Here is a 14,899-nt window from a genome sequence, read left to right as displayed (position 1 = left end):
GTTGGGAATCCACGGGGCGCCGCGGGGTTTCCCGGAATTGGGCGTTGCCGGGAAGTGCCGCGGCTGTAAAACCCGTCTTTGCTCGCGCGGCTCGCCGCCCCGCTCGCTCCGGTCGGAAAGGGAACCGATGGATCACCCGCCCCCCCCGCCGCCCGCCGGTCCCGGGTACTCCCCGGCCGTCCGCGGGATCGCGGCCGCGTCCGTCGCACTGGGGTACTTCAGCCTGATCGTGTTCTTCTGGAAGCCGTTCGGCATGGCCCTCGGCGCCGTCGGGCTGGTCCTCGGCCTGATCTCGCTGGCCATCCGCAACAAGGGCGGCCTCCACGGCGAGAACGTCGCCCTGGCCGGCGTCGGCATCTGTGCGGTCAGCCTGTCGATCACCACCGCCCTGTACTGGGGCATCGGGTTCGTGACCTGGGGCTACCGGTTCTGGTAACCCCGCCCGACCCAAGCCCACCGCGGAGGTAGCGGATGCCCCAGATTTTCCCGAAGGCCGTGAACCCGCTGACGCGGTTCCTCGTGCTCCTCCTCCCGATCGGGTTCGGCAGCACGGGCGTCGGCCTCGCCGCGTTCTACCGGTCGAGCTACGCCACGGGCAAGGAAGAAGTGGTGCCGCAGCCGGTGGCGTTCAGCCACGCCCACCACGTCGGCCAGCTCGGCATCCACTGCCTGTACTGCCACTCGTCGGTGGAAGACTCGCACTTCGCCAACATCCCGCCGACGGCGACGTGCGTGAACTGCCACCAGCAGATGTGGCACGGGTCGGACATGCTCGCCCCGGTGCGGAACAGCTACCAGGCGGACAAGCCGATCGTGTGGAACCGCGTCCACAACGTGCCGCACTACGCGTACTTCAACCACTCGATCCACGTGGCCAAGGGCGTGGGTTGTCAGACGTGCCACGGCCAGATCGACCAGATGAACCTGACCCACCAGTCGCAGACGCTGTTGATGGAGTGGTGCATCAACTGCCACCGCAACCCGCACGAGCAGATGCGGCCGCGGTCGGAGGTGTACAGCATGACGTGGGCGCCCGGCCGCCCGGTGGACGGCAAGGCGCAGGTGTGGGTCCGCGACGACCTGCCGAACTGGGGCAAGAACCCCAACGGCAGCGACGACACGGACCTCCTCGACCGCTACCTCGGGACAGACCGGAAGGGTCTGCCGCGGCCGACGACGCAGGCCGCCCTCGGGGCCGAGCTGGTGAAGCTGTACGGCATCCGCGACAACGTGACGCTCATCGGCTGCTCGATGTGCCACCGCTAACGGAATTGATGAGTGGTGATTGGTGATTGATGAATGACGGACCCCGGCTCGGAATTCATCAGTCATCGGTCTTCGATCATCGATCGCAAGAGGTAGCGATGCCCCCCGAAGCGAACGACGCCACCGCCGCCGCCAACCCGCCGGAACTCTGGCGCGGGCTGGAAGAGTACATGGGCAGCCCGGCGTTCCGGGCGTCGCTCGAGAACGAGTTCCCCGAAGACGCGGCCGAGTGGACCGACCCGGTGTCCCGCCGCAACTTCATCACCATCATGGGCGCCGGCCTGGCGCTCGCCGGCGCCACCGGGTGCACGCCGCGGCCGGCGTCGATGCGGAAGATCGTGCCGTACACCCGGCAGCCGGAGCAGATGATCCCCGGCGTGCCGCTGTTCTTCGCCTCGGCCGCGCCGCTGGCCGGGTACGTCACCGGCGTCCTCGTCCGCAGCCACGAGGGGCGGCCGGTCAAGGTCGAGGGGAACCCCGACCACCCGAGCAGCGGCGGCGGCACCGGGGCCATCACGCAGGCCAGCGTCCTGGACCTGTACGACCCCGACCGCTCCCAGCACCCGACCCGCAACGGCACCCCCGTCGCGCTCGACGAGGTGGTCCGCGCCGCCCGCACCGCGCTGTACAACCCGGACGGCACGCCGAAGGCGGCCACCCGCCTCCGCCTCCTCACCGGCGCCGTCACGTCGCCGTCGCTGGCCGCCCGCATCGAGGCGCTGCTGGCGCAGTTCCCCGCCGCCCGGTGGGCGCAGTACGAGGTGTGCGGGCAGGACAACGTGCGCGAAGGCCTCCGCCGGGCGTTCGGCGGCAACTACGCGGTGAACTACGACTTCCACGCCGCCGACGTGGTGCTGTCGCTCGACGCCGACTTCCTCGGCGAGGGCCCCGGGCACGCCCGCTACAGCAAGGACTTCGCCGCCCGCCGCCGCGTCCGCAACACGATCCCGGCCGGCGGCGAGAACGAGTACGTGACGCCGGACGGCATGAGCCGGCTGTACGTCGCCGAGTGCATGCCGTCGATCACCGGCTCGACCGCCGACCACCGCCTGCCGCTGCTGGCGAGTCAGATCGAGGGCTTCGCCCGGGCCGTGTACGAGCGGGTCGCCAACCCCGCCGCCCCGGTGCCGGCCGCGCTGCCGGAACTGGCCCAGAAGTGGCTCGACCCGCTGGTGAAGGACCTGCAGCGCGCCGGCGGCAAGGCGATCGTCATCGCCGGCGAGTCGCAGCCGGCCGCGGTCCACGCCCTGGCCCACGCCATCAACAGCAAGCTGGGCAGCGTCGGCACCACGGTCCACGTCACGGCCCCGATCGAGGCCCGGCCGGACGGCCGCACCGACACCCTGGCCAAACTCGTCGCCGACATGAACGGCGACCAGGTGGACGTGCTGTTCGTCCTCGGCGGCGCCAACCCCGCGTACTCGGCCCCCGCCGACGTGGACTTCGTCGCCGCGGTCAAGAAGGTGAAGTTCGCCCTGCACCTGGGCACGCACCAGGACGAGACGGCCGGCGTGTGCGAGTGGCACGTCAACGAGGCGCACTACCTCGAAACCTGGGGCGACGGCCGCGGGCACGACGGCACCGTGGGCCTGCAACAGCCGCTGATCGCCCCGCTGTACAGCGGCCGCAGCGCCGCCGAGTTGCTGAGCCAGATCGCCGCCGCGCCGCAGACCGACGGGTACGAGATCCTCCGCGCCTACTGGCAGCCGAAGCTGCCGGCCCCGTTCGAGCCGGCGTGGCAGGAGGCGGTGCGGCTCGGCGTGGTGCCGAACACGGCCGCCGCCCGGCAGGCGAAGGTGGGCCTCGCCCCGAACTGGGCCGAGGGGGCCAGCCCCGCCCCGGCGCCGCTCGCCAGCAACGAGTACGAGATCAACTTCCGCCTCGACCCGACGCTGTTCGACGGCCGGTTCGCCAACAACGGCTGGCTGCAAGAGTTGCCCAAGCCGGTGACGCGGATCAGCTGGGACAACGCCGCCTACGTCAGCCAGAAGACGGGCGAGGACCTCAAGATCGAGAAGGAGTTCCGCTACACCGCCGGCGAGCGCGGCCGCAGCGAAGTGACCGTCGTGACGCTGACGCTCGGCGGCAAGTCGGTGAAGCTGCCGGTGTGGGTGCTGCCGGGCCACCCGGACAAGTCGATCACCGTGCACCTGGGCCACGGCCGCGAGCGGTGCGGCCGGGTCGGCAACGCCGAGGGCGAGAAGAACGCCGAGGGAAAGCTCGTCCGCGGGTCGAACGTGTACCCGCTGCGGACCAGCGCCGCGCCGGCCTTCGCCACCGGGCTGAAGGTGGAGAAGACCAACGACGACTACTACCTGGCCTGCATCCAGGCGTACTGGTCGATGAAGCAGGAGTTCTTCCTCACGGGCGAAGTGCTCGACCGCGCCCCGGTCCGCCGCGGCACGAACCAGGACTACAAGACGAACCCGTGGTTCGCCAAGATCACGCCGACGGCCGCCGGCGAGACGGCGCTGATCGTGCAGAACGTGCCCGGCCAGCAGACGACTTCGGCGAACCCGGACAGCGGCGTCGTCCGGCGGCAGGGCAACACCTACGGCCCGAGCCACGACGAGAAGCACGACCACAAGGACGGCGACGACCACCAGCACGGCGACCGCCGCATCCACGCCCTGACGATGTACCACCCGAACGACCGGCTCTACCCCGAGGGGAGCCGCGGGCCGGCCCGGCGGTGGGCGATGGCCATCGACCTGAGCGCCTGCACCGGCTGCAACAGCTGCATGATCGCGTGCCAGAGCGAGAACAACATCCCGACCGTGGGCAAGCACGAGATCACCCGCGGCCACGACATGTACTGGATCCGCATCGACCGGTACTACGAGGGCACGCCGAACGCGCCGGACGCCAACCGGACCTACATGATGCCGGTGCCGTGCCAGCAGTGCGAGAAGGCGCCGTGCGAGATCGTGTGCCCGGTGGCCGCGACGGCGCACTCGGCCGACGGCCTCAACGACATGGCGTACAACCGCTGCGTCGGCACCCGGTACTGCTCGAACAACTGCCCGTACAAGGTGCGGCGGTTCAACTTCCTGACGTTCCAGGACTGGTACACCGAGAGCATCAAGCTCGGCCGCAACCCCGACGTGTCGGTCCGCAGCCGCGGCGTGATGGAGAAGTGCACCTACTGCGTGCAGCGGATCCGCTACGCCGAGATCGTGGCCGAGCGCGAGTTCCGCCCGATCCGCGACGGCGAGGTGCGGACGGCCTGCCAGACGGCCTGCCCGTCGGGCGCGATCGTGTTCGGCGACTTGGGCGACCAGGCCAGCCAGGTCGGCAAGTGGAAGGCCGAGCCGTCGAACTACGGCCTGCTCGCCGAGCTCAACACGATGCCGCGGACGACGTACCTGGCGAGCCTCCGGAACCCGAACCCCGCGCTGGTGGCGGTGCTGAAGTAGGCGAGCGGCCCGCGTGAGCGGGCCGTTGGTTGACGCATCAAGGCGCAGAGGAACAGCCCGCTCACGCGGGCCGCTCGCCGGGGCGAGCGAGAAGCGGACAGACGGGGCATCCCACGAAGGGGCAACCTGTGGCAGCGACAGCGACGCAACACGCCCGGCCGGGGAACGACCTCCCCCTCGAGCCCGAAATGCACCCGCTCGTGCTCAACAAGCACGACCTGGTCAGCGTCGGCGACGCCATCGGCAACGTCGTCCTCGAGGGGAAGCACCCGCGCGGCTGGTGGATCGGCTTCCTCGCCGGCTTCGCCATGCTCCAGGTGCTCGCGATCTCGGTCGCGTGGCTCTTCTACATGGGCGTCGGCATCTGGGGCATCAACGTCCCGGTCGCCTGGGGCTTCGCGATCATCAACTTCGTGTGGTGGATCGGCATCGGCCACGCCGGCACGCTGATCTCCGCCATCCTCCTGCTGCTCCACCAGAAGTGGCGCACGAGCATCAATCGCTTCTCCGAGGCGATGACGATCTTCGCGGTCATGTGCGCGGGCGTGTTCCCGCTGATCCACATGGGCCGGCCGTGGTTCTTCTACTGGCTGTACCCGTTCCCCAACATCGCCGGCGTGTACCCGCAGTTCCGCTCCCCGCTGACGTGGGACGTGTTCGCGGTCACCACGTACTTCACCGTGTCGCTGGTGTTCTGGTACATCGGCCTCGTGCCCGACCTGGCCGCCCTCCGCGACCAGGCCCAGAAGAAGTGGCAGCGGATCCTGTACGGCCTGCTGGCCCTCGGCTGGCGCGGCTCGGCCATCCACTGGCGGCGCTACGAGAAGGTGTACCTGCTGCTGGGCGGCCTGAGCACCCCGCTCGTGCTGTCGGTGCACACGGTCGTGTCCTTCGACTTCGCCGTGTCGATCGTGCCCCTGTGGCACGCCACGATCTTCCCGCCGTTCTTCGTCGCCGGGGCCATCTTCTCGGGCTTCGCGATGGTGGTGGCGCTGGCGATCCCGATCCGCCACTGGTACAAGCTCGAAGACTTCTTCACCGACCACCACATGGACGTGATGGCGAAGGTGATGCTCGCCACCGGCTTCCTGGTCACCTACGGGTACTTCTCGGAAGTGTGGATGGCGTGGTACGGGCACAGCCTGTACGAGTGGGGCACCACCATCGAGCGCATCTTCGGCCCCTACGGGTGGTCGTACTGGTGCCTCATCTTCTTCAACTGCGGCATCCCGCTGACGCTGCTGTGGAGCAAGAAGGTCCGCCGCAGCGAGTTCTGGCTGGAGGTGTGCTGCATCTCCATCCTCATCGGCATGTGGTTCGAGCGGTACGTGATCGTCATCACGCTCAGCCGCGACCAGGTGCCGAGCAGCTGGGGCCGGTACAACCCGACGATCTGGGACTACGCGACCATGGTCGGGTCGCTGGGTCTGTTCTTCTTCCTGTTCTTCCTGTTCATCCGCTACCTGCCGATGATCTCGATCACCGAGATGCGGGAACTCCTCCCGAAGAAGCAGGGCGGCGGCGGCGGGCACTCGATCATGGAGAACGCGCCGTGAACGTGGACATCCCCACCATCGTGCCGATGGTCGACACGACCGTCGTGCCCCACGGCCCGGACCCGGACGCGCCCAAGCCGTTCGCCGTCCTCGCCGGGTTCGCCACCGCCGACGACCTGGTCGTCGCCACCCGCAAGGCCGTGGCCGCCGGGTACACGCGGCTGGACACCCACACCCCGTACCCGGTCGCGGAGACGGCCGACGCCATCGGCTACCCGAAGTCCGAGATGGGCGCGGTGATGCTGATCGGCGGCCTCACCGGGGCGTTCGCCGGGTTCTTCATGCAGTACTGGAACAACGCCTACGGGTACTCGCTGAACATCGGCGGCCGCCCGTACATGAGCTGGCCGTCGTTCGTCCCCATCGCCTTCGAGATGATGGTGCTGACGGCCGCGCTCAGCGGGTTCTTCGGCCTCATGGCCCTGTGCGGGCTGCCGCGGCTGAACCACCCGCTGTTCAACAGCACGGCGTTCGACCGGTTCTCCCGCGACCAGTTCTTCCTGTCCATCGAGGCGGTGGACCCGAAGTACGACTCGGCCGCCACGCTGGCGTTCGCCGCGACGCTGAACCCGGTGTCGGTCGAGGAGGTGATGGAATGACTCGCCGCACCGACTACCTCCTGCGCGCCCTCGTGCTGGCCCTCGCCGCCGGCGTGGTGGGGTGCAAGCAGCAGATGGGCGACCAGCCGTACTACAAGCCGTACGAGCCGACCGACTTCTTCGAAGACGGCCGCTCCAACCGCCCGCTCGAGCGCGGCGTCGTCCACCGCGGCCAATACCTCGACAGCGACCCGCTCGTGACCGGGCTGACGCCGGCCGAGTGGGGCCGGTTCTGGGCGCGCGGCGACAAGAAGGTGGACCCCGCCGCCGCGGTCGCCGCCGAGGACCGCGAGACGAGCTACGGCGCCCCGCGGTTCGACCCGCGGCAGCCGGGCAGCCCGCAGGTGTACGTCACCGAGTTCCCGTTCGAGATCACGGCCCAGGACCTGGACATCGGCGGCCGGCGGTTCACCGCCTACTGCGCGATGTGCCACGGGCCGCTCGGCAACGGGAAGGGGAAGATCTGGGAGCGCGGGTACCTGAAGCCCACGTCGTTCCACACCGAGCCGGTGGAGGCGAACGAGCCCGCCGACTTCGGCCAGATCAACCTCGGCTTCAGCCGCGGGTTCTGGAAGTGGGACGTCCGCATCCCGATGCGGGACGTGCCGGTCGGGTACTACTTCGAGGTCATCACCAAGGGCTACGGGGCGATGGGGAGCTACGCCGCCCAGATCAAGCCCGCGGACCGGTGGCGGATCATCGCCTACGTCCGGGCGCTGCAGCTGAGTCAGCGGGCCGAGGTGGGCCAGCTGCCGGCCGACGTGGTGGGGCGGATCAACGCCGGGGGGAACCAGCCGTGACGACCGCTCCGACCGACACCCCGCCGGCCGCCCCGCAGCCGACCGCCGACATGTGGGCGGCGCCCACCCGCTTCGCCGGCATCGCCGGCGTCGCCGGGCTGGCCCTCTACGGCATCGGCGCCGCGCTGTACGCCGGCTCGCTCGACCCGGCCCACGCCGAGGAGTACCCCGGCCTCGTCCGGCAGCTCCTCATGTCGTGGCTCGCGGGGTGGACGTTCTGGCTGTGCCTGCCGATGGGCGCGCTGGCCCTGCTGATGATCCACTACCTCGTCAAGACGTCGTGGGGCCTGCTGCTCCGCCGGCCGCTGGAGGCCGCGTCGCGCACGCTGCCGCTGCTGGCGGTCCTGTTCGTCCCCGTCGTGATCGGGGCGTTCCTGCACGACGGGCAGTCGCCGTACTGGTGGTCGGACACGCACCACAGCGGCGAGGCGCACGACAACGACGTGAAGGCGAAGCAGGAAGCGGCCGCGAAGGCCGCCGCCAAGGAGGCCGCGACCGGCCCGGCCCCGACCGACCGCATCACGCTGAAGTGGGAAGAGCGGATGGCGGCGGCCGAGGGGCAGGTCCACAAGGCGCACGCTCACGAGGCGGAGGCCCGGCGCAAAGGCACGTTCAGCTTCCTGTCGGCGCCGTCGATGGTCGGCCTGTTCGTGGTCATGTTCGCCATCTGGTGGGCGATGATCGCCTACATCAACAAGCAGGGCGCGGTGTCCGACGCCGTCATCGGCCAGGGCACGCCCGAGGAGCAGTGGGTGAAGGTGGACGGCGCCCGCGAGGCGCTGAACAAGTTCTCCGGCCCCGGGCTCATCATCTTCGCGCTGACGACGACCGCCGCGTCGACGCAGTGGACGATGTCGCTGGAGGCCGGGTGGGCGAGCACGATGTTCCCGGTCATCTACGCCGTGAACCAGTTCCTCGTCGCCTTCGCGTTCTGCCTCGTCGTGTTCCTGTCGGTCTCGCACCGGGAGCCGTTCAAGAGCAGCCTGCGGCCGAAGTTCCAGCTGGACATGGGCAGCCTGATGCTGGCGTTCACCCTGTTCTGGAGCTACACGTCGTTCTCGCAGATGATGCTGATCTGGATCGGGAACCTCCCCGAGGAGATCCCGTTCTACCTGAAGCGGTCGTCGCGCGGGTGGTGGGCGGTGAGCGCCGGGCTCATCGTGTTCCACTTCGCGGTGCCGTTCCTGCTGCTGCTGTTCCGCGACATCAAGCTGCACCCGTACCGGCTGCGGGCGATGGCGTGTTACATCCTCGTGGTGTGTGCGGTGGACGTGGTGTGGTGGGTGTCGCCGACCTACGACCACGCCTCGCCGACGTTCGTGCTGATGGACGTGGGGGCGGTGGTCGGCATCGGCGGGGTGTGGGGACTGGTGTTCCTGAGCATCCTGAAGAAGCGGCCGCTGCTGCCGGTGAACGAGCTGTACTACCTGCCGGAGGGCCACAGTGAGCACCACTAACCCGCCCCCGGGCGCCCCGATCCCGCCGGGCGCGGCGCCCGGCGCCGGCCCGAACTGGCCGAACGACGCGACGAACCTGTCCGCCCCCGACGACAGCGGCGGCGGCGGCGGGGTGGACCCCGCCGCGCTGAAGCTCGGGCACGAGCCGGACGTGTTCGAGGTCAAGCCGATCCTGAGCATCCCGTTCGCCGTGGTGGTGTCGTTCGTGATCGGCTTCGGCGTCGCCGCCGCGGTGTTCGCCTACGTGATGGCGAAGGCGAAGGAGCCGGACCCGCGCTCGCACCCGGCCGGCCTGGCCCGCGGCGAGGCCCCGCTGAACGAGCGGCTGGCGCGGATCAGCCAGAAGGGCTCGACGAGCGTGCCGTCCGAGGTGGACGCCCCCCGGCTGGAGACGCTCCAGCGCCTCCAGGGGAACGACAAGGCGGTCTACCAGGTGACGACGGAGCCGCCGGTGCCGACCGGCAACTCGCCGTGGGTTCACCCCGAGGAACTGCTGCCGGGCCGGTACGCGCCGCTGAACCGGGCGGAGTTCACGAACAAGGAAAAGACGACGGCACGCATCCCGATCGACGACGCGATGAAGCTCGTGATCGAGAAGAAGCTGCTGCCGTCGGCCGGCGGCCCGCGGCCGCAGCCGGTGGAGCAGCAGCCGACGAACGGCAACGCCGGCCGCGGCGGGCTGCCGAAGGCGCCGGAGGTGAAGGCCGCACCGAAGGGCGACGCCGCGCCGAAGGCGCCGGACGCGCCCAAGGCACCGGAGCCGGCGAAGAAGTAACACTACCCCGAACGCCCACCCGCCGCGACGGGTGGGCGTCGCCCGGAATCGACAGGAACCCGTGACCCGCCGCCTGCTGCTCGCCGTCGCCCTCCTCGCGCCCGCCGCGCCCCGCGCGGCGGCCCAGGGTGCGCCTACGCAGCAGCCCGGGGAAGGCCGCAGCGTCCCCAACCCCGAAGTCAAGATCGACGAGCACGTCGGGGCGCAGCTGCCGCTCGGCCTCGTGTTCCGCAACGAGCGGAACGAGGAGGTCACGCTCGGGCAGTGCGTCAACGGCAAGCCGACGATCCTGGTGCTGGCCTACTACCGCTGCCCGATGAACTGCACCGACGTGCTCAACGGGCTGGTCGAGGCGCTGCGGCTGTTCCCGCCCGGGTTCGACGCCGGCACCGCGTTCAACGTGGTCGTCGTCAGCTTCGACCCGAAGGAGACGCCGAGCCTCGCGGCGGACAAGAAGAAGTTCTACCTCGCCGAGTACGGCCGCCCCGGCGCCGAGAACGGCTGGTTCTTCCTCACCGGCCGCCGCGAGCCCATCCGCGAGCTGACCGAGGCCGTCGGGTTCGGGTTCACCTACGACCGGGTGTTCAAGGAGTACGACCACCCGAGCGGCGTCACGGTGGTCACGCCGTCCGGCACGATCGCCCGGTACTTCTACGGCATCAAGTACGACGGCAACTACCGGGTCCCCGGCGGCACCACGACGCTGCGGCTGTCGCTGGTCGAGGCGAGCGAGGGGAAGACGGGCTCGCTGCTGGACCGGCTGATCCTGCGGTGCTACCGGTTCGACTACCAGAGTCACAAGTACACGCCGAACGTGATGCTCGCGGTCCGGGCGGCCGGCGTGCTGACGGTCCTGACGCTCGCCGCGGCGGTGGTCTTCTTCAAGGTCCGGGAGCGGCGGACGGCCGCCGCCCGCGCGGGCGGGTCCGCGAAGCCCGAGGAGGGCGCGACGTGCTAGACGGGAACAGGGGTCCGCTGCCGGCGATCGCCGAGCGCGCGTCGGTCATGGCCGACCGGTTCGAGCCGCTCTTCTGGTACATCACGTTCTGGACGGCCGCCGGGTTCCTCCTGGTGTGCGCCCTCCTGGCGTTCTGCTGCGTCGCGTACCGCCGCAAGCCGGGCCCCATCAGCACCCCGCGCATCCTCGGGTCGCACCGGCTGGAGCTGTTCTGGACGCTCACGCCGCTGCTGATCTTCCTCACCTTCTACGCCTGGGGCGTGTGGGTGTACGACTACGCCGTCCACCCGCCGGCCGACGCCCCCGAGGTGTTCGTCATCGGCAAGCAGTGGATGTGGAAGGCCCAGTACCCGAACGGCCAGCGCGTCATCATCGGCGGCAACCCGCAGAACATGACCGAGGAGGACCGCCAGAACATCGGCGCCCTCGTGCTGCCGCTCGACCGGCCGGTGAAGGTGACGTTCATCTCCGAGGACGTGATCCACGACTTCGGCGTGCCGGCCTTCCGGCAGAAGATCGACGTGATCCCCGGCCGGTACGTCAGCACGTGGTACCAGCCGACGAAGCTCGGCGAGTTCCACGTGTTCTGCGACCAGTACTGCGGGGCGTGGCACTCGCTGATGGTCGGCCGGATCAAGGTCGTGCCCGCCGCCGAGTTCGAGGCGTTCCTGGAGGGGAAGGGCGGCGCCCAGGGGTCGGCCAACCCGGTGGACGGGTCGCTGGCGCACAAGGGCTGGCAGCACTTCCAGCGGCTCCAGTGCCAGAGCTGCCACATGCCGAACGCCGGCATCGGCACCGGCAAGCACCCGCGGGCGCCGAGCCTCGAAGGCCTGTACGGCCGCGACGTGCCGGTCAAGGGCGGCACCACCGTGACGGCCGACGACCAGTACATCCGGGACTCGATCGTGAACCCCGGCAAGCACGTGGTCGAGGGCTGGGAGCGGGTGATGCCCGGGAACTACGCCAGCCAGGTGAGCGAAGACAACCTGAACGAACTGGTCGCGTACATCAAGTGGCTGCGGCCGGGCACGCAGCTGGGGCCGAACGACAAGGCGCCGGCGCCCTACGGGGCGCCGCGAACGACGCCGCCGCCGGCCGGGTCCACGGGGGGGAAGCAGTAACATGAGCATCGTCATCGGCGACACCCCGCGGACGGCCCCGCCCCCGCCCGAGCCCGCGGTCCCCGGCCGCAACTACATCAACGAGACGTCCGGCTTCTGGTCGTGGGCGCTCACGGTCGACCACAAGCGGATCGGCATCCTGTACCTCGTGAGCATCACCGCGTTCTTCCTGGTCGGCGGCATCGCCGCCGGCCTGGTGCGCGCCAACCTGCTGACGCCGAACGGGGCGATCCTCACCGAGGACCAGTACAACAAGGCGTTCACCGCGCACGGCGTGGTGATGCTGTTCCTGTTCCTCATCCCGTCCATCCCGGCGGTGTTCGGCAACTTCCTCGTCCCGCTCATGATCGGGGCGAAGGACCTGGCGTTCCCGAAGCTGAACCTCGCCAGCTGGTACGTGTTCATGATCGGCGCCGCCTTCATGGTGTGGGGGCTGCTCGCGGGCGGCATCGACACCGGGTGGACGCTGTACCCGCCGTACAGCTCGCGGTACTCGCACTCCAGCGTGGCGCCCGGCGTGTTCGGCGTGTTCATCACCGGGTTCAGCTCCATCATGACGGGGCTGAACATCATGGTGACGATCCACAAGATGCGCGCCCCCGGCATGACGTGGGGCCGGCTGCCCCTGTTCATCTGGGCCATGTACGCCACCAGCTTCATCCAGCTGCTCGGCACCCCGGTCGTGGCGATCACGCTGGTGCTGCTGCTGGTCGAGCGGCTGGCCGGCGTCGGCATCTTCGACCCGAGCATCGGCGGCGACCCGGTGCTGTACCAGCACCTGTTCTGGTTCTACAGCCACCCGGCCGTGTACATCATGATCGTGCCCGGGATGGGCGTGATCAGCGAAGTCCTCACGTGCTTCAGCCGCAAGAACATCTTCGGCTACAAGGCCGTGGCGTGGTCGAGCGTCGGCATCGCGGTGGTCGGGTTCCTGGTGTGGGCGCACCACATGTTCGTCGCCGGCATCAGCTACTACTCGGCGCTGTTGTTCAGCTTCCTGACGATGCTCGTGGCCGTGCCGAGCGCCATCAAGGTGTTCAACTGGGTGGCGACGCTGTACCGCGGGTCGATCACGTTCCAGGCGCCGATGATGTTCACCCTGGCGTTCCTGGTGCTGTTCACCGTCGGCGGCGTCACCGGCCTGTTCCTGGCGACGATGGGGACCGACATCCACCTCCACGACACGTACTTCGTGGTGGCCCACTTCCACTTCGTGATGGTGGGCGGGATGGTGCTGGCGTACCTCGCCGGCATCCACTTCTGGTGGCCGAAGATGACCGGCCGGATGTACTCCGACTTCTGGAGCAAGACGAGCGCGACGGTGATCTTCGTCGGGTTCTTCTTCACGTTCGTGCCGCAGTTCGTGCTCGGCTACCACGGCATGCCGCGGCGGTACCCGAACTACCCGGAAGAGTTCCAGGTGTACAACGTGCTCTCGACCGCGGGGGCGAGCATCCTCGGCGTCGGCTACCTGATGCCGGCGGTGTACCTGACCCTGTCGCTGTTCTACGGGCCGAAGGCCAGCGCCAACCCGTGGAGCGCCACCGGCCTGGAGTGGCAGGTGCCGAGCCCGCCGACGGTGTTCAACTTCGAGTACCTGCCGATCACCGTGTGCGGCCCGTACGAGTACGCCATCGGCGTGGACCAGATGGGCCGCGGGCTCCCGGAACCCCCGGGCATGAGCGACGACAACCCGGCCTCCCGGCTCGGCCTGAGCGGCCCGGCCGGGGCCCAAGCCAAGGAGACCGAAGTTGTCGGCTAGCACCCACCACGACACGGTGCTGAAGCACCACTTCGACAACCTGGAACAACAGCGCTCGGCCGAGCGGCTGGGCATGTGGTTCTTCCTGGTGACCGAGGTGCTGTTCTTCTCCGGCATGTTCGTCGCCTACACCGTGTACCGCAACTGGTACCCCGGCGAGTTCGCGTTCGCCAGCCAGCACCTGATCCTGTGGATCGCCGGCCTCAACACCGGGCTGCTCATCACCAGCAGCCTGACGATGACGCTGGCCATCCGCTCGGCGCAGCTCGGCGACACCGCCGGGCTCATCCGCCGGCTGCTGATCACGTTCGCGCTCGGGGCCGGGTTCATGGGCTTCAAGGCGTTCGAGTACAGCACCGACTACCACGAGAAGTTCGTGCCCGGCGAGATGTTCCGCACCGAGTACGACAGCGCGGTGAAGGAGCTGGCCCCGGTGAGCGCCGCGGCCGTGAAGGACTACAAGTTCACCGGCGGGCAGGAGCACTGGTCGCAGGACCTGGCGAAGATCAACCACGGCAAGACGCCCGGCAGCGAGGGGACGGTGAGCCCCGAGCGGGTGCAGCTGTTCCTGTGCTTCTACTACATCATGACCGCCATCCACGGCGTGCACATCGTCGTGGGGCTGGGGTGCATCCTGTGGCTGGTGTGCGAGGCGTACCGCGGGGCGGTCCCGGCCGCGGGGTACTCCAAGGTCGAGGTGGTGAGCCTCTACTGGCACTTGGTCGACATGATCTGGCTGTTCCTGATGCCGCTGCTGTACCTGATTGGCAGCCGCGGCGGGCACTGACAAGCCGACGAAGCCCGCCGGCTGCGGCCGGCGGGCGGTGAGCCCACGAACACGAGGCCGCGATGGCGCACGACCCGCACCACCCCCCGACCGACTCGACCCCGCACGACGTGGACACGGTGGGCAGCGTCTTCGCCGTGTACGTCGTCGTGCTGGTGCTGGCGGTGGCGAACATCCTCCTGGCCGGGACCGGCCTGGGGAGCCTCGCCCTCCCCGTGCAGATGGGCATCGCCACCGTGCAGGCGTGCCTGGTGGCGTGGTACTGGATGCACATGCGCCGCGGCGAGACGGCCGTGACGCTGTCGGCGTTCACCACGCTGTTCTTCATGGGCATCTTCTTCGTCCTCGTGCTGTCCGACATCCTGACCCGGTGGCGCGGCGGCATCTGACGCTTCCTCGACG

Annotated in this window: 13 protein-coding genes; all 13 read left to right on the top strand. The window is 69.3% G+C overall.

Annotated features, from left to right (window positions below; translation table 11 throughout):
• Window positions 1–127 precede the first annotated feature (127 nt).
• The 13 genes from ETAA1_RS26150 to ETAA1_RS26090 all read left to right on the top strand — a co-directional run bounded on the left by ETAA1_RS26150 (window position 128) and on the right by ETAA1_RS26090 (window position 14,886).
• Window positions 128–436: a hypothetical protein gene (locus ETAA1_RS26150; RefSeq protein WP_145243528.1), complete on the top strand. Its 309-nt coding sequence runs from the start codon at window positions 128–130 to the stop codon at window positions 434–436.
• A 35-nt stretch (window positions 437–471) separates the two neighbouring features.
• On the top strand, window positions 472–1,266 hold the full coding sequence (locus ETAA1_RS26145) for a cytochrome c3 family protein (protein WP_145243526.1): 795 nt from the start codon (window positions 472–474) through the stop codon (window positions 1,264–1,266).
• Window positions 1,267–1,364: 98 nt separating this feature from the next.
• Window positions 1,365–4,682, top strand: a complete 3,318-nt coding sequence (locus ETAA1_RS26140) for a TAT-variant-translocated molybdopterin oxidoreductase (RefSeq protein WP_202920418.1) — start codon at window positions 1,365–1,367, stop codon at window positions 4,680–4,682.
• 188 nt (window positions 4,683–4,870) lie between these two features.
• Window positions 4,871–6,238 carry an NrfD/PsrC family molybdoenzyme membrane anchor subunit gene (nrfD, locus tag ETAA1_RS26135; protein WP_145243522.1) on the top strand — a complete coding sequence of 456 codons (1,368 nt, stop codon included), beginning with the start codon at window positions 4,871–4,873 and terminating at the stop codon, window positions 6,236–6,238.
• A complete protein-coding gene (locus ETAA1_RS26130) occupies window positions 6,235–6,837 on the top strand; it encodes a DUF3341 domain-containing protein (protein WP_238389306.1) in 603 nt (200 codons plus the stop codon). The genes nrfD and ETAA1_RS26130 overlap by 4 nt, the downstream gene beginning before the upstream one ends.
• A complete protein-coding gene (locus tag ETAA1_RS26125) occupies window positions 6,834–7,637 on the top strand; it encodes a c-type cytochrome (RefSeq protein ID WP_145243520.1) in 804 nt (267 codons plus the stop codon). The genes ETAA1_RS26130 and ETAA1_RS26125 overlap by 4 nt, the downstream gene beginning before the upstream one ends.
• The gene (locus tag ETAA1_RS26120; RefSeq protein WP_145243518.1) at window positions 7,634–9,094 is read left to right on the top strand and encodes a hypothetical protein; all 1,461 of its coding nucleotides are present in this window, start codon (window positions 7,634–7,636) and stop codon (window positions 9,092–9,094) included. Before ETAA1_RS26125 ends, ETAA1_RS26120 begins: the two co-directional genes overlap by 4 nt.
• Window positions 9,081–9,869 carry a hypothetical protein gene (locus tag ETAA1_RS26115; RefSeq protein ID WP_145243516.1) on the top strand — a complete coding sequence of 263 codons (789 nt, stop codon included), beginning with the start codon at window positions 9,081–9,083 and terminating at the stop codon, window positions 9,867–9,869. The genes ETAA1_RS26120 and ETAA1_RS26115 overlap by 14 nt, the downstream gene beginning before the upstream one ends.
• 61 nt (window positions 9,870–9,930) lie before the next feature.
• Complete coding sequence (locus ETAA1_RS26110; RefSeq protein WP_145243514.1) at window positions 9,931–10,827, top strand: SCO family protein; 897 nt, start codon at window positions 9,931–9,933, stop codon at window positions 10,825–10,827.
• Complete coding sequence (coxB, locus tag ETAA1_RS26105; protein WP_238389305.1) at window positions 10,821–11,948, top strand: cytochrome c oxidase subunit II; 1,128 nt, start codon at window positions 10,821–10,823, stop codon at window positions 11,946–11,948. The genes ETAA1_RS26110 and coxB overlap by 7 nt, the downstream gene beginning before the upstream one ends.
• 1 nt (window position 11,949) lies before the next feature.
• On the top strand, window positions 11,950–13,710 hold the full coding sequence (gene ctaD / locus ETAA1_RS26100; protein ID WP_145243512.1) for a cytochrome c oxidase subunit I: 1,761 nt from the start codon (window positions 11,950–11,952) through the stop codon (window positions 13,708–13,710).
• The gene (locus ETAA1_RS26095; RefSeq protein WP_202920417.1) at window positions 13,700–14,497 is read left to right on the top strand and encodes a cytochrome c oxidase subunit 3; all 798 of its coding nucleotides are present in this window, start codon (window positions 13,700–13,702) and stop codon (window positions 14,495–14,497) included. Before ctaD ends, ETAA1_RS26095 begins: the two co-directional genes overlap by 11 nt.
• Before the next feature lie 62 nt (window positions 14,498–14,559).
• Complete coding sequence (locus tag ETAA1_RS26090; protein ID WP_145243510.1) at window positions 14,560–14,886, top strand: cytochrome C oxidase subunit IV family protein; 327 nt, start codon at window positions 14,560–14,562, stop codon at window positions 14,884–14,886.
• Window positions 14,887–14,899: the final 13 nt, after the last annotated feature.

The organism is Urbifossiella limnaea (assembly GCF_007747215.1).
In the GTDB taxonomy this organism is placed as follows: Bacteria; Planctomycetota; Planctomycetia; order Gemmatales; family Gemmataceae; genus Urbifossiella; species Urbifossiella limnaea.
This window is presented reverse-complemented; position numbering and strand designations above follow the sequence as displayed.

Excerpts from the sequence above, each read along its gene's own strand:
- ETAA1_RS26125 (WP_145243520.1), top strand. The coding sequence starts at position 6,834 with ATGACTCGCCGCACCGACTACCTCCTGCGCGCCCTCGTGCTGGCCCTC.
- ctaD (WP_145243512.1), top strand. The coding sequence starts at position 11,950 with ATGAGCATCGTCATCGGCGACACCCCGCGGACGGCCCCGCCCCCGCCC.
- ETAA1_RS26150 (WP_145243528.1), top strand. The coding sequence starts at position 128 with ATGGATCACCCGCCCCCCCCGCCGCCCGCCGGTCCCGGGTACTCCCCG.
- ETAA1_RS26090 (WP_145243510.1), top strand. The coding sequence starts at position 14,560 with ATGGCGCACGACCCGCACCACCCCCCGACCGACTCGACCCCGCACGAC.
- ETAA1_RS26145 (WP_145243526.1), top strand. The coding sequence starts at position 472 with ATGCCCCAGATTTTCCCGAAGGCCGTGAACCCGCTGACGCGGTTCCTC.
- nrfD (WP_145243522.1), top strand. The coding sequence starts at position 4,871 with ATGCACCCGCTCGTGCTCAACAAGCACGACCTGGTCAGCGTCGGCGAC.
- ETAA1_RS26140 (WP_202920418.1), top strand. The coding sequence starts at position 1,365 with ATGCCCCCCGAAGCGAACGACGCCACCGCCGCCGCCAACCCGCCGGAA.